General features: G+C 61.1%; 8 protein-coding genes and 1 pseudogene. 5 read left to right on the forward strand and 4 right to left on the reverse strand.

Annotation, left to right across the window (positions count from 1 at the left end; genetic code table 11):
* The first annotated feature begins 70 nt into the window (after positions 1-70).
* The 4 genes and pseudogenes from Pan44_RS25165 (at position 71) to Pan44_RS25180 (ending at position 13,282) form a co-directional block, all read left to right on the forward strand.
* A protein-coding gene (locus Pan44_RS25165) for an IS3 family transposase (RefSeq protein WP_145030206.1) occupies positions 71-1,251 on the forward strand; the annotation gives its coding sequence in 2 pieces (ribosomal slippage) (positions 71-335 and positions 335-1,251; 1,182 coding nt in all).
* A 62-nt stretch (positions 1,252-1,313) separates the two neighbouring features.
* Positions 1,314-10,871: pseudogene (locus Pan44_RS28425) on the forward strand (hypothetical protein); the annotation flags it as partial.
* Between the two features lie 4 nt (positions 10,872-10,875).
* Positions 10,876-11,295, forward strand: a complete 420-nt coding sequence (locus Pan44_RS25175) for a hypothetical protein (protein WP_145034496.1) — start codon at positions 10,876-10,878, stop codon at positions 11,293-11,295.
* A gap of 925 nt (positions 11,296-12,220) precedes the next feature.
* Positions 12,221-13,282: a DUF1559 domain-containing protein gene (locus Pan44_RS25180; protein ID WP_145034497.1), complete on the forward strand. Its 1,062-nt coding sequence runs from the start codon at positions 12,221-12,223 to the stop codon at positions 13,280-13,282.
* Positions 13,283-13,882: 600 nt separating this feature from the next.
* On the opposite strand, the gene Pan44_RS25185 is transcribed toward Pan44_RS25180, so the two are convergent.
* Positions 13,883-14,683, reverse strand: coding sequence for a bestrophin-like domain (locus Pan44_RS25185; protein WP_145034498.1), 801 nt, complete (start codon positions 14,681-14,683; stop codon positions 13,883-13,885).
* A gap of 72 nt (positions 14,684-14,755) precedes the next feature.
* Positions 14,756-15,781: an HAD family hydrolase gene (locus Pan44_RS25190; RefSeq protein WP_145034499.1), complete on the reverse strand. Its 1,026-nt coding sequence runs from the start codon at positions 15,779-15,781 to the stop codon at positions 14,756-14,758.
* Between the two features lie 462 nt (positions 15,782-16,243).
* On the opposite strand from Pan44_RS25190, the gene Pan44_RS25195 reads away from it, so the two are divergent.
* Positions 16,244-17,455, forward strand: a complete 1,212-nt coding sequence (locus tag Pan44_RS25195) for an OprO/OprP family phosphate-selective porin (RefSeq protein ID WP_145034500.1) — start codon at positions 16,244-16,246, stop codon at positions 17,453-17,455.
* A gap of 120 nt (positions 17,456-17,575) precedes the next feature.
* Here the strand turns inward: Pan44_RS25195 and Pan44_RS25200 are convergent, their stop codons facing one another.
* A complete protein-coding gene (locus Pan44_RS25200) occupies positions 17,576-18,973 on the reverse strand; it encodes a tetratricopeptide repeat protein (RefSeq protein ID WP_145034501.1) in 1,398 nt (465 codons plus the stop codon).
* Positions 18,970-19,152: a hypothetical protein gene (locus tag Pan44_RS25205; RefSeq protein WP_145034502.1), complete on the reverse strand. Its 183-nt coding sequence runs from the start codon at positions 19,150-19,152 to the stop codon at positions 18,970-18,972. Before Pan44_RS25205 ends, Pan44_RS25200 begins: the two co-directional genes overlap by 4 nt.
* Between the last annotated feature and the right edge of the window lie 494 nt (positions 19,153-19,646).

The raw sequence follows: 19,646 nt of genomic DNA on the forward strand, positions 1-19,646 counted from the left end.
CCTTCAACGAGTCCACAGTTCGGGTAGATTCTGCCTCGAACGTGGACCTTCACCGGGAGGAGGCAAGGTCATGGCGAGGAAACGATTTGGCGCTGAGCAGATCATCCCCAAGCTTCGAGAAGCCGAGGTCGAGATCGCTCAGGGAGCGACGGTCGCCGTCGCCGCCAAGAAGATTGGCGTCACCGAGCAGACGTACTACCGCTGGAAGAAGGAGTACGGTGGACTGAAGATGGATCAGGCCAAGCGGCTCAAGGAGCTCGAGAAGGAAAACGCCCGGCTCAAGCGGCTCCTGGCCGATGCGGAGCTCGACAAGGCCATCCTGCGGGAGGCCGCCTCGGGAAACTTCTGAGCCCGGCGAAGCGGCGCCAGGCCGTGGCGTACGTCCGCAATTCGCTGGGCATCGAACACGTCTCAGAGCGTCGAGCCTGTCGTGTGCTGGGGCAGATGAGATCCACCCAACGCCGCCAGGCCCACGTTCCGAATGAGGAACCTCGCCTGATCCGGGACATGGTCGCTCTGGCGACGCAGTACGGCCGGTACGGCTATCGCCGGGTCACGGCCCTGCTGCGGCGGGATGGCTGGAAGGTCAATCACAAGCGGGTGGAACGCCTGTGGCGACAGGAAGGCCTGAAGGTTCCCAAACGTCAGCCGAAACGGAAGCGGCTGTGCTTCAACGACGGATCCTGCGTCCGGCTGCGGCCAGCGCACCGGGATCACGTCTGGAGCTATGACTTCGTGCAGACCCGGACGCACGATGGTCGGCCGGTCCGGATGCTGACCGTCATCGACGAGTTCACGAGGGAGTGCCTGGCGATCGACGTGGCCAGAAAGCTGACCAGCGAAGACGTCCTGGAGCGACTCAGCGGCCTGTTCGTCTGCCGAGGCGTTCCGCAGCACATTCGTTCCGACAACGGTCCTGAGTTCACAGCCACTGCCGTTCAGGACTGGCTGAGGAGGGTTCGCGTGAAGACGTTGTTCATCGAGCCCGGCAGTCCGTGGGAGAACGGCTATGTGGAGTCGTTCAACGGGAAGCTGCGTGACGAGCTGCTCGATCGGGAAGTGTTCGAGACCCTGCTGGAGGCGAAGGTGCTGATCGAGCGGTGGCGTGTGGAATACAACACCATCAGGCCGCATAGCTCACTGGGGTATCGTCCCCCGGCCCCGGAGGTGCGCCCGCTGCAGAGGCCTGCTTCCGCTGCGCTCCAGCAGGCCTCTGCAGCGGATCCTTTGACAAGCGGGTCTTTAAGTTAGAGGTTGGTAGCGTCCGTGGGGGCAGGTCAACCGTCGGCGGCTCCGGAGGGTCTGTTGTCGAACATGCAAACAATGGAACCGTCGTCGGGATCACGGCCCTCTCGACCGATGCCGATGTCTCCAGCTCGATCGTGTATTCGCTGACCGACAACTCCGGTGGACGATTTGCGATCGATGCCTCAACCGGCGTCGTCACCGTCGCCAACAGCACGCTCCTCGATCATGAGCTGTTCGATGAGCACACCATCATGGTCAAGGCGACGAGCGGCCTCAAATCTGTAACCGCCCCGTTCACGATTGTCGTGACGGACGACGCTACCGAGCCGGCGTTGATCCGAGTGACTCAGAACGGTGCGCCGCTCGCCTCAAACGGCCCCGCAATCAACTTCGGCGCTGTTCATGTCGACAATCAATTTGTCGATCGGACCTTCCTGGTCAGGAACGTCGGCAACGATCCGCTGACGCTCGATGCCCCGCTCCTCAATGACAGCGCCTTCAGTTTTGTCGGGTCGGCGGTGGGCCAGACTCTCGCTCAAGGCGGAGAGGCGTCTTACACCGTCCGATTCGATCCCAGTGTCGTCGGCTCCGTTGCTCCTGGGGCGACCCTGTCGATTGGCCACAATGCCGTCGGCGGTCCCTTTGTCATCAATCTTGTCGGATCCGGATTTGCGGATGAGCCCGAAGTCGCCATCGGCGGAAACGCGGATGCAGACGAATACGGCATCGGCGGCTTCGTCTCGTTCGGTTCGCTGCAGTCAGAAACCACAGTCACTCGGACGCTCTACGTTTCCAACCTCGGCACGGCGACCAGGAACCTGACAATCTCGGATCTGTCGGTGAATAGCAGCGATTTCGTCCTGGGCGGCGACCTTTTCACGCAGCTGCAATCCGGCGATGTCGTTCTCGCGCCGGGCGAGTCGATTTCCTACACCGTCTCGACGGGAACAAGCGCCGAGGTCACAACGCCAATCAGCCGGTCAGCGACTATTACCGTCACCACCGATGACGTCGACGAGGGTGTGTTTACGATCGATCTGATGGCTGAGATCGAGCCTTCCTCCGATCAGAGGATTGAATTGGGACCAGCGTCGCCTCCGATCGGAAGCGGCTGGAATACGGGAAACTCGCATTACCTCGATGAGGATGGCAACGTGAAAAACGTTGTGGCGAGTGGAACGTCGACTTCGACAGACCCGATCCTGTGGAACGTCAGCGACCTCGTCCCCAACGGTCGCTACCGCGTATATGCCACATGGACGACGCCCGATCGAACCGATGGGCAGCTCCATGACGCGCCCTATTCGTTCTTCAATGGAGAGCAGACGGTCTCGGACATCGTTCTCGGGACCGCGCCGAACGCCATCGCAACGAGGATGGTCAACCAGCGGATTCGTCCCCAGGACGTCGAGATCAACGGAGTCGGCTGGGCCTCGTTGGGCGATATCACCGTCTCAGGCAGCGATTTGACCGTCGCCCTCTTCCCCCCCAATGACGGAGGTAAGTCAGTCGTCGTCGCCGATTCGATCCGGATCGAACGACTTGATGTCCCCGACGACGACCTCTTCCGCTTCGGCACAGGCCGTCAGACCTATGCGCTGGATGTTCTGTCCGATGGGTCAAGCGACTGGACCGTCGATCCCACTTCATTGACAGACGTCGCCAACGAGTACGAGCTGAGCTTCGATTCGACGACCCGGCAAATCATCTTCACGCCCGATCCGGCTCTCTTCAATCAGGCGCTGCTCAGGACGTTCAGCTACCAGCTGCAGAGGATCGAGAACGGGTCGACTGTCGAAACCGTGACCGCCCGGGCGACGATCCGGTTGAGGCCGAATTCCCCGATTGTCTCGGACGATCGCTTCACCGGGCCGCATTCCGGCCCACTGACGTTCGATCCACGGACCAATGATGTCGACCCTGAAGGCGATTCAATCTCGGTCAAGTGGACCGGCGTAGAAGACGGGATCCTGAAGCCGGAGGGCGATGGATTTCAGATCCAGCTTCGTGATAACGAGTTCTATGTCTTGTTAAAGACGAATGACACGGACAGTCAGTGGGAACTTCACCTGAGCATCAACGGCGCCAACCCGATGACCGTTGGGCCGTTCTGGGCGGATTCCGGTCGTCACGTGAATACGGGCGACACTCTCGCAGAAACTCTTGAACTGCTGGGCCAGTTTTCCAGCGTTGATGTGAAGTCATCGGTTCCGAGAAATGACATTCTCAACTTCGGTGTTGCCGCTCACAGAGTCTGGTTCAGCGGGCTTGCTGCCGGCACGACCATCGAAGCGACAGTCACCCAGGCCGGCGCCAAAGCTCTAGAGGGCGACACCATCGACACTCGCGGTTCGCTCCAGCCGAACTCGGACGGGACCTGGACCTACTCGCCCAACTCCGACTACTACCAGCTCTGCGGCGACTTTACTGAGAAGCTGACCTACGTTGGCATCGACAGCAACGGCAAGCGAGGCCTCGAGCCCGCCACGACGACCCTGCGGTTCCGAAACTCTGCGCCGGTCCTCAATGGCATTAGCGACGTCACAATCGGCTATGTGGAAGACTCCCCGAGGTTCAGTGTCGCGCTTCCCATCGACGCCGCCGATGGGGACAAGGACGAACTTCGGATCTTCGAAAACTTCGACGATCCGCTGAACAGCCCGCAAGGGGCGATCGCGTTCGGAGAGAAACTTGTCACGAACGATAGTGTGACACTGTATGTCAATCCTCCGGGCAACGTCACGGGGATCGGCACCAAGCCCATTTCCTACTTTGTCAGTGATGGATTCGCGTCCAGCCGAGTTGTCCTGACGACCTATCATCTGCGCCCGGGCAACAATGTCCTCGACGCCAATAGCGCTCACAACGAACCCATTCTCTTGCAGGTGGGCGCCAACGGACTTCCGCTCTCCTCTGAGAACTGGACGATCGCCGCCGAAGTCGTCTCAGCCCGTCCAGGCGTCGATGAAACCGTCAATCTCGGGACCGTCGGCGTCGACTTGTCTCGCGGAAACGTCTCGGTCAGCCAATCGCTCGATGTCGACCTGCAGGCGGGGGGCGCCGGCAACTACGCGCTCGTTTACGATTCCTCTCTCGCTCAACCCGTGCCGGTCGTTCGCGCCAGCCTTGTCCGGAAGCCTTCCGACGTCGACATCACGGAGATCGCCGGAACAATCACCTGGTATTGGTTCAATCCCGCGAATGGCGATTTCGAAGAACTCAAGCGGAACGGCACGGACAGCTATGCCAAAACGTTCTCTCTAACCGACTCTGGTCTCGCGGACATTGATGATCGCTTTGATCTCGAAGTGGCGTTCCCCGAATGGCAGGAGCGCACGGGCGTTTACCGCTGGGAAATCAAGGCGACGATCACCCGTGCCGGAGGCAACCCTTCCGAGGCCGTGGCCTTGGCCGGTGACGCCGTTGTCACGCGCCAGAACTCGCCTACCGATGGGCCGTTCGCGACCCTCGGCAAAGGTTGGGAGATTGACGGAATTCCGTATCTCGTCGATCGATCGATCGCGGCGAATGCCCCTGACACGGTGATCATGCAGATCCCCGGTCAGGGCGCGCGGCTGTTCCAGGCGACGGGCAACAATAACGGGGTTCACCGCTTCGCCGCCGTCAACCCGGCCACGCGGATTGTAGATCGCGAAGAATTCGGCACGTTGACGTTCTATGAGTCCTCTGTCGATCCCGAGAATGATCCGGGTAACAACAACGACAATCACGGCCGCTGGTTCTACAGCCTGCCCTCCGGAACGACTTACATCTTTGGCTCCGATGGATTGCTGGAAAAGATTCGCACGCTCGCCGCGCCGGAGACCGTCTTCGGGTTTTCGTCAGAGGTCCGCGGCAGTCGCGGTTTGACCTCGATGACCGCTCCCGATGGAGCGGTGACGACCTTCAACTTCGCGCAGGGAGAAATTCTTCTGCCCGGCGGAAGCTCGGTCCTCCTCGACCACAACGGCAATGCCCAGTTGACGTCGCTGATGATCACCGATGGGCTCAACGTCGGCGTTTTCAGGACCTTTGACTACCTCTCCGGAACCAACCTGCTGTCTCTCGACAAACTCGGAACGGGCCCGACGGCGGTTCAGACCACGATTGCTTATCGTGAGTACGCAGGGAACGGCGTCGACAAGGTTCGCTGGCCTGAGTCGATCACCATCGGCAGCGGCGCGACAACGTCCACCTATCAACTCCAGATGGCCCGCCTCCTCGATCAGCCCGATGCCATCTTCGCCAACGGCCGAACCGATACGAGCCTGTTCGCGGGCCAGGCAACCGCCATCGTTGTCGAGCCCACGGCCGACCTCAAATCATTCTCCGAGTCCGATCCACTTGGGGAAGACTTCATCGGCGAAGTGGCGACTCTGTATTCCTTCGATCGCAAAGGGCGTTTGATCGAGCGATCACGGACCGTCGAAACGGCAATCGCAGGCGTGGTCACCACCGACCGCTGGATCCGCGACGGCTACGGCCAGATCGTCCGCGGGACACAGGGCGAGGAAGAGTTCTACCTGAACGGTGTTCGCGAGTCGCTCACGCCAGGTCGCGACACGACCTACCGCTACGACTACGAAGACACCTCGGTCGTTATCGACAAGACGGATCTGCGATACATCAACAGCGATAACGACACCGACGCCCGGTTCAAACAGCTGGTCCTGAGTGCGGAGCCCCGCCGCCAGTTGGTCGGCAACCTGACTGAACTCTATTTCGATGCCGCACAGACGACCCGAACTTACGATGCCAACGGCGACTTGCTGACCGAAACCGATGTCCTCGGCCGCACCTGGACCTACCACCGCGACGCGAAGCGCCGCGTCGATCAGCTGAATGGCCCGCTCGGTTATGAAGAGACTTGGGTTTACGACACGGTCAATTCCGTGCCGGATGTTCTCAAGTCTCATACAGACGCAAGAGGTCTCGTCACCACCTATGAATACGGCGCCAATCGTCGCATCGACAAGACGACACGCCAGGGCGCCTCGGATGACCTGACAGAAGTCACGACGTTCTCTTATGACGCCGCTGGCAATGTCGATGAGATCCTGGTGGAAGATGGCGATGGCACCGACATCTCGACAACCGCCGCTGCCTACGATTCGCTCAGTCGCCCGATCTCGCGGACCGTGACCGACTCGCAGTTCGGTGAATTGTCCCGAAGCTCATGGACGTACGACGCAGCGGGACGCTTGATCGAGTCGACCATCGGCGGCGGCGCTGGACTTGGCGCCTCCTCGGTCACCACGACGACGTACGCCTACGACTCCCGTGGCTGGCAGACCGCCATGACTGTCACCGGAACCGCCGTCTCGCAGACGACGGAATCGATCTATTTCGACAACGGTGCGGTGAAGTCGATCACCCGCCCCGGCGCCAGCCAGATCGCCTATTTCTATGATCCGCTGCTGCGAACGGCCTGGGAAAGAGCCTCAGGGGTCGCCACTACGAGCGGCGTCACGACGAACCAGGTCGTCGAAACCATCCTCGATGAGTTTGGACGCGTGGTCAGGGAAGAGAACCTTCTCACAGGCGCCGTCACCACCCGGGACTACGACCGCCAGGATCGCCTCACCAGCGAGACGCTGGAATCAGTCGTCCTCGACCTCTCCGACGCGCCTGGCGGCTCGAATGTCACCACGCAGTACGTCTACGACGCCGTCGGCAACGTCCGGCAGGTCCATCGAGACGGGCTCGCCGCCACCTCGACGGAATACGATGCCCTCAACCGCGTCATCCGGTCCGCAGTGATTGCCAAAGGCGGCGGCGCAATCGACTACGCCTTTAGCGATGCGTCGAGCGACATCGCGACCATCGTCGAGCATCGCTTCACGCCGACGGTCACTGGTGGGCCAGACGAGTATTCGCATCAGTCCTTCACGACGACCAACACCTACGACGACTTCGGTCGCGTCCTCAACACGACCGACGCCGGCCCGGCCACCGAGAACCGTGTCACCCTGTACGAATATTTGCGTCTTGGTCTGACCGTAGAAGTGACTGATCGCAACAGCGTCGCGACGACTTCCGATCGCGACGCTGCTGGCCAGGTCCGGAAAATCACCAACTCCGACAGCAGCATACGCACGCTCAACTACAATAACCGCGGCGAACTGACGGAAGATCTGCTCGATTTCGATGGCATTGGAATTGGCAACACCCGGTTCCGCCGCACCCTTTACGAGTACGATGCCCTCGGTCGCCAGACCGCAGTCATCCAGGCCGCCACGTTCGATCAACCGACGCACGACGACGACCTCATCGTCGACACGTCCTATATCGACTCCAGCCCCGGCCAGGGCGCTGCCACCGCCGTCTCCGTCACCAACCCCTACTTCCGTGCCGACGGCGCCGCGCCGGTCACGAAAAATTACTTCGATTCGCTTGGAAACGTGACCCGCATCGAACAGCCCGATCCGGCGACCGGAGCGGCCGGGGGGCTGGTGACGAGCACCACCTATGAATATTCGTCCGCCGCTCACACGGTCACTGTGTCGACCACCGATCCCACTCTTCGCCGTTCTAAAGAAATCCAGAATGCCTTTGGTTTGACTTTGACCAAATTCGAGCGGGTCGTGGGCAGTTCCCCACAACTGACCGAACTGGTGACATTCAAATACGACGAAGCCTTCCGTCCCATCGAAGAAAGCACTCTTCGCGAAGGCTCGACTCGCGACGACATCGTCTACCAGTACGCCCTGCATTCCGGTGAAGTCTCCAGCGTGCTGAAGCGCGATACCCTCAACGGTCCGACCTTCACCGCGCTGCAGTTCACCGACTCGGCCGGAAACGTGGTCCGCGTTGATACCCCAAGTTCAGCGACGGGCAACTCCGAACACAACATCACCACGATGGAATACGACGGTCTCGGCCGTCTGACGCTCGAACGGACCAAGGTCGATTACTTCACCTCGTCATCCAGCACCACGGTCGCGGGGCAAGCCCTCAGTGACCGTAAGTGGTTCCATCAGGGATTGGTCACGATCTTCTGGGACCGCAACGGCGACGTCATGGTCTCGGCGGTCGATCCTGTCGCCAATGAAGTTCATGAATTCTGGATTCGGCAGGCTGCTCTGCCGTCGGCTTTTGAGAACGACACGACGCTCGCCGAAGTGCAGGCCACGCTTGCCAATCCAACACAACCCATTCCAGCGCAAACATATGTCGTCAAGAAACTGAATCCTGACGGCACGCTGCAGACCGCGACGTCCACCACCCTCGCGTCTGCGAACTCCGTCGCATCCTCCATTACGACCGCCTTCACCTACGACGAGTTCGGTCGGGTGGAGACCGAGACCGTCTCCGGCACGGTCGATGGGAAGGCTCTGGCTCGAGTGGTGAAAAACTCCGATTGGTCCGCGATCGGCGTTCGCACGAAACTCGCGGTTTCGGCCGATCCCGCCGGCAACACGTCGTTCAGCCCCATCGCCACCTACACGCAAACGCCTGACCATCTTGGGCGCGTGACCAGCCTTTCCCAGGAACTGCACCAGGAAATTGCTCCCACAACGCAAATGTGGATCGGCTCCGCCCCCGGCATCGATAAGTTTGCGGAGTTCACCTACTACGGCGATGGCCAGTTGCGCTCGATTGAGCGGCACAAAGGCCCGGATGCCACTGGCGCCGCTGCGGGTTATTCATTCCGCGTCTATGATGAGGCGACGGGGCGATTGAAGCGGATCGCTCATTTCAAGAGTGAATCCGATGCCGTCTTCAACGGCAATTCTGCCCCCATCAATGCTGGCAACGTCGCCCAGCACGACCGCTTCTTTGACGCATCGGGACGGATTTCGCAGCGAACCACGAAGTTCTTCGATGCCAGCGGGGGAAGTCTTCTCGACGAAACGTTGCGCTACATTTACGGAGCCTTCGGTCGACTTGAAAAAGTCGAGCGCCAAACCTCTCCTGGCACATGGACGACGATCTCTGATCCCAACTACGACGCATCCCAGAATCGGATCGATCCTTCAGGAGTCATCTTCGGATACGACAACCGCCTCCTCAGTCAGGCCGATCACCAGTTCGCGTACAATCGCGAAGGCAGGCTGACGGTCGAGGACTGGACGGTTGGCATCCCGGGAGGCGGCTTCGTCCAGCGTTCGATCCTGTCAGCCTACGATCAGGCCGGCCGTCTCATTCGGACCGACGACCTCAGCGACGGCGCGGTGAACGCAACGACCTGGCATGTCTACGACGCTCTCGGCCGTGAAGCGGCTCGGGGAACGCAGTTCGGCGGCAGCGGGCCGGTCACCTGGGAGCAGTTCGTCGGCGACGGCCCCTCGCGACTGGTGGAGTTTGACCTGTCGGGCCCCACGGCCAAAATCTCGGCAATGCACCTGTACGCCCCCAACGGGGAACTGCTGGCCACCGACCGTACGAATTCTGGAATCCCCGGCTCGTCCACGGCGGCCGTCTGGGCCTATGCTGATCTGGACGGCTCGGTCACGTCGACGGCGACGATCGATTCCTTCGGCGCGTTCGACCTGTTCCACCAGCGATTCGACGCCTACGGCAACCCACTCACACCCACCTACGGCTCGTCGGCAGCTGTTCTCACGGAGGCCGATCGCATCTGGCAGGGGATGCGGGAATCCGGGGGAAGCACGCTCGCCTACGAAGCAGGTTCACGGGACTACCGTCCCGACCTGGCTCGGTTTACCACGCCGGGAATCCGGTCGCTCAGCCAGCCGAACGCTTACCTGTTCCAGGCCAACGACCCGCTGAACAAGAAGCCGGGAATCGATTGGGCCAAACTAGAGGGAGACGATCCGGAAGGACTGGGCTTCTTGGGGCGGCTCACCTCCCGCGCGACGGGCTACTCGAATGCTTACACGGCCGGGGGCGTGGGGAGATTGCAACGGTGGATTTACGGCGACACCCTCGCTGACTCCTATCAATACAACCGTTTTCACACCCAGGGGCTGTGGGTAGGGATTGGTGCGAGCATCGCGACGGGGACATACGCGGCCACGAGTTTGCAGGCGTACCAAAGAGCGAATTGGCTGGTAAAAGGAGCGACCGGCTGGGCCGTGACCGGTGATGTCGTCGGAGTGGCCCAGAGCGGCCTGGGCCTCGCTCAGGGCACCTTCACCCGGATGGACCTGCTCGGCTTCGCGCCGACGATCGGCTGGTCCGCCGCAATTTTCAGGCGCGTCGTGGGAATCGCTGCCCCAACGAGAACTAATGCCTTCTTCACTGATGCTGACCCTGCCCGGAAAGTCATGGGGCCTGCTCGCATCAGTCATTCTGATGAAATTGCTGAGATGCGGCGACTCATGGAAGCAGAAGGTGTAGAAGTTATTGAACGAAGCGGAACAATGGCTTACGGTCCTAGCAGTCGGGCAGGCCGACCGGGACAGTTCATTATTGACCCTGACGCTTCATACTCGGCGTGGATGCACGAGTTCCGTCATTTTCGAGATGACCGAGCGAGTGCTTGGGATGGAATGTCGAACCTAATGGACGCGAACTCTCGATGGAGTTGGGAATTAGCTGCTTATGCGGAAGAAATCTCTTTGATGCGTCGGTTGGGAAGGCAAGATGTGGTTGACGAACTAATCAAGCTCAGAACCAAAGAGTGGCGGAATATTTTCATGCCGCACTTGAGGAAGTAGTGCCATGCGACTCGAAGAACGAATGTACTCAGAGACTGACACACAGAAAGTCATTGAGTGTGCCTTGCACTCAGGTTGGCATCTTGACAAAGCTCATGCGATGTATGAACTTGCATTGAGGGCCTTGAAAGACCATTCCTTGTTAGGCGTAGCTTGGAACTGCATTGGCAACGAAATTGTGGTCGCCACACGACAGGGGCCACCGCTTGGTCAGCCAGCCGCAGCCGCATTGCTGGATGCAGGTCAGGGAGAAGTTGAAAGGGCGTTGGCCGGAGTGATGCAAAATTGGTCAATTGAGCAGCAACGAGACCTCTTCTTGGGATCTGTTGAAAAATCAGAGCGTTATGGTTTAGTTAGCCGCTTGATTTCGAGTTTTGGCTTCACCCCCAAAGTTGAAATCAACAAAGATGGAAGTATCAATTGAATCATCTTGGGAAGCGTTATCACAAAATGTCGCTCTCCGGCAGGGGCCCCTCACCGGGCCAACGGGAGGCCATGGACGAAAGTATCTGAGCGAGGTAGGGCCGGTTCCACCGGCCGATTGAGCGATGCAGGGTGCGCCCAGATGCACCTTCTGTTCCTTGACAGTCTGAACGACTGAAATTATTCCGACGGTTCATCCCGCCTCTTCAAGTTCGACCTGCCGTGCGCCTCGCCGAAGATTTCGTCCATTCACCTGCATGCTCCCAACGGGGAACTGCTGACGACGGAACGTACGAATTCCGGCATTCCTGGTTCGTCCACCGCGGCCGTCTGGGCCTATGCTGATCTGGACGGCTCGGTCACGTCCACGGCGACAATCGATGCATTCGGCGCGTTCAACCTCTTCCACCAGCGGTTCGACGCCTATGGCTCGTCGGCCGCCGTGCTCACGGAAGCCGACCTTATCTGGCAGCGGATGCGGGAATCCGGGGGGATCACGCTCGCCTACGAAGCAGGTTCACGGGACTACCGTCCCGATCAGGCGCGGTTTACCACGCCCGGAGTGCGGACACTCCTCCGAGTCCAACGACTACCTGTTCCAGACCAACGATCCGCTCAATCCAGGAGGGGTTTGATCGGTCGACGGTGGAGGGGGGCCGGATGCATCGAACTGGTGGGGAAATACGGTTCTTCATGAGGGCAGGCCTCGGAACGTTCGGCCACCTGCATTCATCAATGCGCGTCTGCCGTCATTGAGGCTCGCGGCTTGGGGGTGAAGCCAGCAGCGTGCATTGCCCAGGCCTTCGACACGCTCACCCTCACGATCGCATCGGCACATTCTCAGCGTTGTGCGGAACATCTTGCTTGTCCTCACACCAGGCGGGCACGATCATTTCCGGGTGTTGCCTCATTGCAGAATCATCAAGATGCGAAAAGACAAGATGGCCAGTCGCTCGACCACTTCGATGGCAAAGTTGCACCGTATCGGCTTCACGCTGATTGAATTGCTCGTCGTCATCGCCATCATCGCGATTCTGATTGCTCTCCTGTTGCCCGCCGTCCAACAGGCCCGCGAGGCCGCGAGGCGGACACAGTGCAAGAACAACCTGAAGCAGATGGGGTTGGCGATGCACAATTATCATGACACTGTGCTGTCGCTTCCACCCGGATACATCCATATAGAAACGAATTCTGTCTTAACGCCGCTGTGGGGGTGGAACACAATGATTCTGCCACAACTGGATCATGCGGCTCTCTATAACGCGATCGACACGACTCGCACGTTGTCGGATGTCGTTTCGGCGACGCCCAATCTCGCAATTACTGGACTGCCGACCGCTCGCTGTCCCACGGATTCCGGCTCTCCGCTTCTCCGATGGACGCGAATCTCACGTGGCTCAGGATTACCGGCCGTTCTGAGAGAGAACTTATTGGCCAGGTCGAATTATAATGCGGTCGCTGGAGCAGGGTGGAATGCCACATCAGGATGGTTTGGCATTCGGGACAAATACATGCTGCACCTGCTTGGCGGAGCATTTCGGGAGAATTCCAACACCCGCTTGCGAGATGTGACTGATGGAACCAGTAACGTCTTTATGATTGGAGAGCGATATACTCCAGCGGCGGACGGTCCTGACTTTGGCTGGATTCCCGTTGGGCATGGCGCTTGGATCGGTTCCCAAGGGCCGAATTCCCAATACGATGTGCCAACGGTCCTGGGCGACACCGCGGCAGCATCGGACGTCCCAACGAGTGCGACGGTCAGCAATGATCCTATGATCTACGAACGATGGTACTTCGGAGTGAATGGCAACAACTCCGGAGTCGTCCGTCGGGGCCAGACGTCGGGATTTGGGAGTATGCATTCGGCGGGTGCCCATTTTCTTCTAGTGGACGGCGCCGTCCGGTTTCTTAGCAACAGCGTCGACAAGACGACGTACCGAAATCTGGGACGCATCGCCGACGGCAATCCAATCGGCGAATTCTGAGGTACTGGCCGGGGCGCCTGGTTTAAGCTATGCCTCACAAACGTTGGTCGGATTGCGAGGGCATGCCGTGGTGACGCGTGGCGGTCGACGCAGGAGACGAGATCGAATTGTGAAGGCTGCCGTAGACGATGCTCGCAGTTCGCGCGGCGGCCGCGACGAGACCAGGCGTGGCGCCATTTGTCACGGCCTGGCAAAGATTGTCGTCTCAAGTCCGTGACCGGCGCAGCAAATAAGTCCAATAGCTGTCCGGTCAGCCCCGTCAAACGGCACTTGGCGGCTTATTCTGCTCGAACCCTTCGCATCCTGCGATGCTTGCGAAAGATGAAGAGGCTTCGCACCGTGGGAGCATAAGCCGCCTTGCCTGTAAGTCCCAATCCGTGAGTCCTGCCAGAAACAGTTCTATTGGCGTCCTGCTGCCTCCAGTTTTCGGCCGGCTTGACAGGACCTGACAAGACCGGCGGGGCCTCGAGAGAACCCCCGTCACCAACGGGGGGCTTCGTTTTCAGACCGGACCGCGGACCGCGCTTTCGGGCCAGTCGCGGACACGGCGGGACTGGTGTTGCCAGCCACTTCACCGTGCCCCAGCCTCCGCCCTTGCGTTCACCTTTGCGGATCTGCTGGAACAAGACTGCTTTGCAGTTCCAGCAGCGGCCGGTGATCGACCTGGATCAACCCTCGTCGAGGGCGATCAAAATCCAGGACAACAAACAGAATCAGGGCCACCAGCACGTTCAGCGTCGTCCACAAGGCCGTATGCCGCGATCCGGACTGTCCGGAAGAATGCCCGGTCAGACTTCCCGAAATCGCCAGACAGACGATCAGAAGCACCACCATCGAGGGGGGCATGTGGTTGCGACTCGCCCAGGAGCGAGTCGACGAGAGATCGATGACTTCGTTGGCCGCGGGGATGATCTCCGACGACTTCGTGAGATCGGAATTCGCCTGGAACGCTTCGCCGACTCCGGCCCAGAGATCTTCCAGGGCGGCATTCATGCTTGAGGAGGCCTTTGAAGCGGCATCGGGTTCCAGCGCCTGTTCAAAGTATGCGATCCGGGCGTCGGTATAGCCGCGCAGCGCAACACGGATTCTCTCTCGTGCCGGAGGCGGCAGGAGTTGGGCGCGCAGGTCACAGGTTCCGATCGCGTTGGCCTCGTCGAGAACCAGCCGCTGTCGCTGGCTGAACTTCGAACTGGTGATCGAGTAGGAAAAGCCCAGCAGCAGGGCCACCAACCCGAGGATGGTCGCCTTCATCGCGCCGCTGACGGCGCGCGCTGGCTCACTCTCGCGGGCGCTCCGCAGCCGGCCGATGCGGAAGCCGATTTCGTTCGTGAAGGCCAGCATCGCCAGGACGACGATCGCCAAGATCGACGGCGACAGGTCGTAGACTCGCTCCAGGGCCATTCCCGCGATCTCGTAAAGTCCTGTCACTGGTCACCCACACCGGCAGCGCCGATTCGAACTCCCTCGTCGGGATCACTTCGGGTCAGCGAAGACCCGCTTCCAGTCGGCCTTCATATCGACCACGACCCAGCCCCGCCGAGGGGCGGCCTGCAGCGCCGTTACGAGCTTCCCGCTGCTTTTGGGGTGTGCGTCATACGCGTACTCCCGCTCAGCGTCGGTGTGATGCACGATCAGACCGAAGCTCGGCGTGCGCCCGATTGTCGTCAGCTCCAGCATCTGCTGGTCGCCATCGGAATTGCCAAAACACATGACGGGAGTCCGGCCAATGAAGTGGCGGATGCCAACCGGTTTTCCCGCCTTGTCATCGATCAACGCGATCTCCGGGAGGATGCGCAGGGTCGGCCGGTCGTCGACCAGGTCATACTTGAGCTTGAAGGCCGAGCCGATGACCTGCTCCGGAGGAATGCCGTAGACCTTGTCGGCCCAGACCCGCATGAAATCCTGTCCCCCGCCGGACACGATGAACGTCCGGTATCCGTTCGCTCTCAGGTGCCTCAGGACTTCCTGCATCGGTTCATAGGTGCAGTCGGAATACAGCCGCTGATAACGGGGATGCCTGGCCGTGGCGATCCATTGGGCGACGGACTTGTCGAACTCGGCGGTCGTCTGATCGGCATGGGTCGCCACGATCAGTTCCATCAGCAGCTTGAGGTGATTGTCGCCGAGCGCCGCGAGATCGCCTTCCGCGAGCGCCTTGTATGCGGGACGCTCCTTGAGTTCCGGCTTCGCCGTCATCATCGCCCGCGCGGTATCAAGCGAATAGGCGACTTCAAACGGGATCGGGTTTTCGGGCCACAGCGTTCCGTCGTTGTCGAAGACGGCAATGCGTTCCTTGAGGGGCACGAAATCCGCCTCGCCTTCTTTGGTCGTTCTGCGGACGAACTCCAGGATGGCCGCTTTGGACTTTCCTTCATTCCATGACGGCAGCGGGTCAACCGCGCGGTCTTGTGCCATGACGGCGCTGTCACGTAGCGGCCCGCACAGGCCGGCGAGCGCCACCAGGAGAAGCGAGTTGATGCTGAGGCGAAGCCAGGCCATTCGATCTGCTCCTGCGAGGCAGCCCACTGGGAAACGGCATGGACGCCCTCGGTCTCAAGTCCATGCGTTCAAAGATCCTCAAACATCTCAACGATATAGCGATCCCACTTTGATTCGGCGAGCGAGGCAGTGCACTGGCTGATTCTGCCGTATCGGGCAGCCGTCCTGGGCGGGGGGGAACTGTGAGGGGCGGGGGTTTACGAGGCCGCAGACCGTTTCGAAGTGACAGAATGGAACCCTGGGCGAGTGAGCCCTCGATATCGCGATTTCATCGGGCCGTCGGGCGTCGAGCGGCAGAGACTGCCGGAACCCGCCGTCGTATTCCACCTGCAATCGACGGCAGAAAACATGGGCAGCAGACTACGGCGATGATTGTTCGGCTGCGACTGCGCCCCAGGGGTTCCCGAGCCGGTGAGAGTGATCTCCGCACATCCTCACTCCCTGCGCCGAACCGTCGTCTGCATGGTTCTGCTGATTGCGACGGTGCGCGCCGACGCGCAGCAGGACACCACGGCCGCGAGCGGTCCAACGATCCATCTTCGCGGACGGATTGACGCGGACTTCCTGTGGGCCGACCAGGATGCGGACAACGGGACCGACTTCGGTCACTTTGCTGATACGGTCGGCTTGCGTCGGGCCCGAGTCGGAGCCTATGGAGATCTGTCCGAGAATGGTCGCTATCTCATCGAGATCGACCTGGCCAGCGGCGACGTCGTGCTGCGTGACGGCTACATCGCACTCGGCGATGTGAAAAATGCGGGTGAGTTTCAGGCCGGTCATTTTCGCGAGCCGTTCAGTCTTGAGGGTGGCACCAGCGCCAACTCGTTTGCGTTTCTGGAAAGGTCTCCAGCGAACGTCCTGGATCCTGCGAGGAACTGGGGAGCCGTGTACCGCATCAATGGCGCCGAGCAGCGGTGGACGATCGCCGGCGGCGCCTTTCAGTCCGGCACGGATAGTTCCGATGTGGAGTTCGGCCCGGGAAGCACGACAGACATGACCGTTCGCGCAACGGCCCTTCCGATCGCTGACGAAGACGACACTCGCCTGCTGCATCTCGGGGTTGCCGCGACCGTCCGAATTGCGAATGACTCCCTGATCGTCATCAACCAGCGGCCGCGGTCTCCGCTGCTGTCATTCGGCGATTCGACCGACTCTCCCTTCGTTCCGACGCTGAGCTTCGCAGCCGCATCATCCGAGGTGCTGAACCTCCAATGGGCAGGCGTCTATGGATCGCTGTGGAGCCAGGCCGAGTGGTACGGGGCGTTGATCAATCAGGACGTGGGCGACGACGTCTTCCTGCACGGCTCCCACTTCGACGTGGGGTACTTTCTGACGGGCGAGCATCGCGGATACCACCGCGACACGGGCGTCTTCGGTGCGGTGACCGTGCTGCATCCAGTCATCGCCGACTTTTCCTCGTCGGAAGAGAAACGCGACCGCGGAATCGGCGCGTGGGAAGCAACATTCCGGGTCGCGACGCTCGACTTTGACAGTTCGAACCTCCCGGCGGCCGCGACGGGCGTCAAACTCCATCAGTACACCATGGGCGTGAACTGGTATCTGGCGGACCGGATGAGACTGATGCTCGACTACACGCTCGCATTCCCTGATCTCGATGCCACCGGATCGAGCCGGGCAAGCGTGTTCGGCATGCGGCTGGGCATGTTCTGGTGAATCCACCGGCGGCGTCTTTCCTGGCGTGACCCCCTCTGTCCGGGTTGTCCGTCGTCGCGCCGGATCACAAAAAAAAGCTCCCGCCGGCGAAGCGCCGGCGGGAGCTGGGTTCTCCTCGGCCTATTTTGAGAACTCCAAACCCTTGTCTCCCGGCGGTCCGCCGGCGACAAGGAAGTGGAACTTCCCGTTCTTTGGCGGCGAAAGCTCGGCCACCATCACGCCCCCCGCGTCGGGCTGCAGTGCGAGCGAGTTCTGTTCGACACCGTAAACGCCTTCGATCGTTTCCGACTTTCCTTTGTCGGTGTATGTCCAGGCGAACGTGTTGTCGTCAGCGAGCTTCAGGCCGAAGGTCGCATCACCGCCACCTTTGGCTTTCCAGTTCCCGACGAGGTCGTTCTTCGCAATCGCCGTGGCGTCGGCCGGAAGCGCTGCTTTCGGCGGAGCCTGGCCTGAGGAGGACTTCGGCAGTGAGGCCGGTCCGCCGATCATCTGCAGAAGCTGCAGGGCGACCGTGTCCTTTGGCTCCAGTTCCGCCACTTCCTGAAGCTGCGCCACGGCATCGTTCGTTGAGCTGCAGGTGATGTAGTGGTACGCCAGCAGGAAGTGCAGGTCTGCCGCCTTGGGATTGGCGGTGACGGCCGACTCCAGCGCCCTGAGCTGCGCCGTGTAGGTGTCGACGTTCGGATACAGGCTGATGAAGGTCGTCCAATCCCAGCCTGGGCCGACCGCCAGGACCGTGTGAATCGTGGCGGCCGCGTCGTGGTACTTTCCGGATGCGAACAGCGTGAGGGCTTTGAATTCGTGCAGCGCGGCATCGTAGGGGGCGATCACCAGTGCGGCATTCGTCCGTTCGAGTGCCCGGACGTAGTCCCCTTCGTAGAAAGCCTGCTTCGCTTCATCGTAGGCCTTCTCCACTGGGGTGACTTCGCCGGCTGTTGGTTCCGCGGCGACCGCTTCGGCCGGCGCGGCGGCTTCCGCCGGCATGGTGACCTGTTCATACGTCGGCAGGGGCTGCGAGTAGTCGTAGGAGCCCCCTCCGCCGTAGCTGCCGCTGTCGCCGTAGTACGGGTTGGCATAACCGCCGCCATAGCCAAACCAGTAGCTCATCCGGTTGATGCCCCAGCCGGTGACAGCGAATGCGGACGCGACCGGGTGGTATTCCCACATGTGGTCCCAGTAGTCGCCGTAGTCGCCATGCCAGTGGTCATGATAGGCGTCATCCACATTGTCCCAGAAGTTTTCTGACCAATCCTCCCGGTTGTCCTGTCGTTCCTGGCGATTGTTCTGACGGTCACCCTGCCGCGTTTCCCGGTTGGCCTGGCGATTGTCCTGCCGGCCCTGCATCCGGTCCTCGAGGCCTGCGGCCCGATCCTGCCGGTTGGCGATGCGATCATTCATGTAGTTCTGGCGCGAACCGGGGCCGTTGTTCCAGTTGGGACGGTTTCCGGGGAGTTGACTCGCACCGGCCAGTCCGGCCCCCACGCCGACGCCCAGTCCGGGCAAGGTCGTGGGTCTCAATCCGGAGGCCGGACCTCCCGGGCGACCGCCGCCGCTGCCGGGGCGTCCCACACCACCAGGGCCTCCAGCACCCGCAACACCTCCTGCACCTCCAGGACGTCCGCTCCCGCCAATGCCCGCTCCACCGGGACTGCCGATGCCCGGACGTCCCGCGCCAGGTCGTGTGGCTCCGGGAGCACCGGTTCCGGGTCGGCCGCCACCCGGGGCGGTGTTAATCGGAGGGCGTCCCGCGCCGGGACCCGTGCCTCCGGCCCCACCAGGCCGTCCGCCACCTGCGATATTTGCGGGCGGCCGGGCCGAACTGCCAGGCCGCGTCGATCCGTTCGGCAATCGCACATTTCCCGCTCCCGCGCCTCCACTCGGTCGCGAAGGAGAAGTGGGACGCGATGCGCCGCCGCTCGGTCGGCTCGCACCGCTTCCGCTGGGGCGTGCTCCTCCGCTCGGCCGTGCGCCTCCACTGGGCCGACTTACGGAAGGAGCCCGGCTGACGCCGCCACCCCCTCGCATCCCGCCGCCGCCTCCACCGCCTCCTCGGAAGCCGCCACCTCCACCTCCACCGCCACGTCCACCTCCGAATCCGCCTCGGGCCCACGCCTCGGCCGTTCCGACCACCAGACAGCACAGGGGAATCGCGATCAACAATCGTTTTGCACGAGTCGACATGGAAGAATTC

The sequence above is a fragment of the Caulifigura coniformis genome (assembly GCF_007745175.1).
GTDB classification, from domain to species: domain Bacteria; phylum Planctomycetota; class Planctomycetia; order Planctomycetales; family Planctomycetaceae; genus Caulifigura; species Caulifigura coniformis.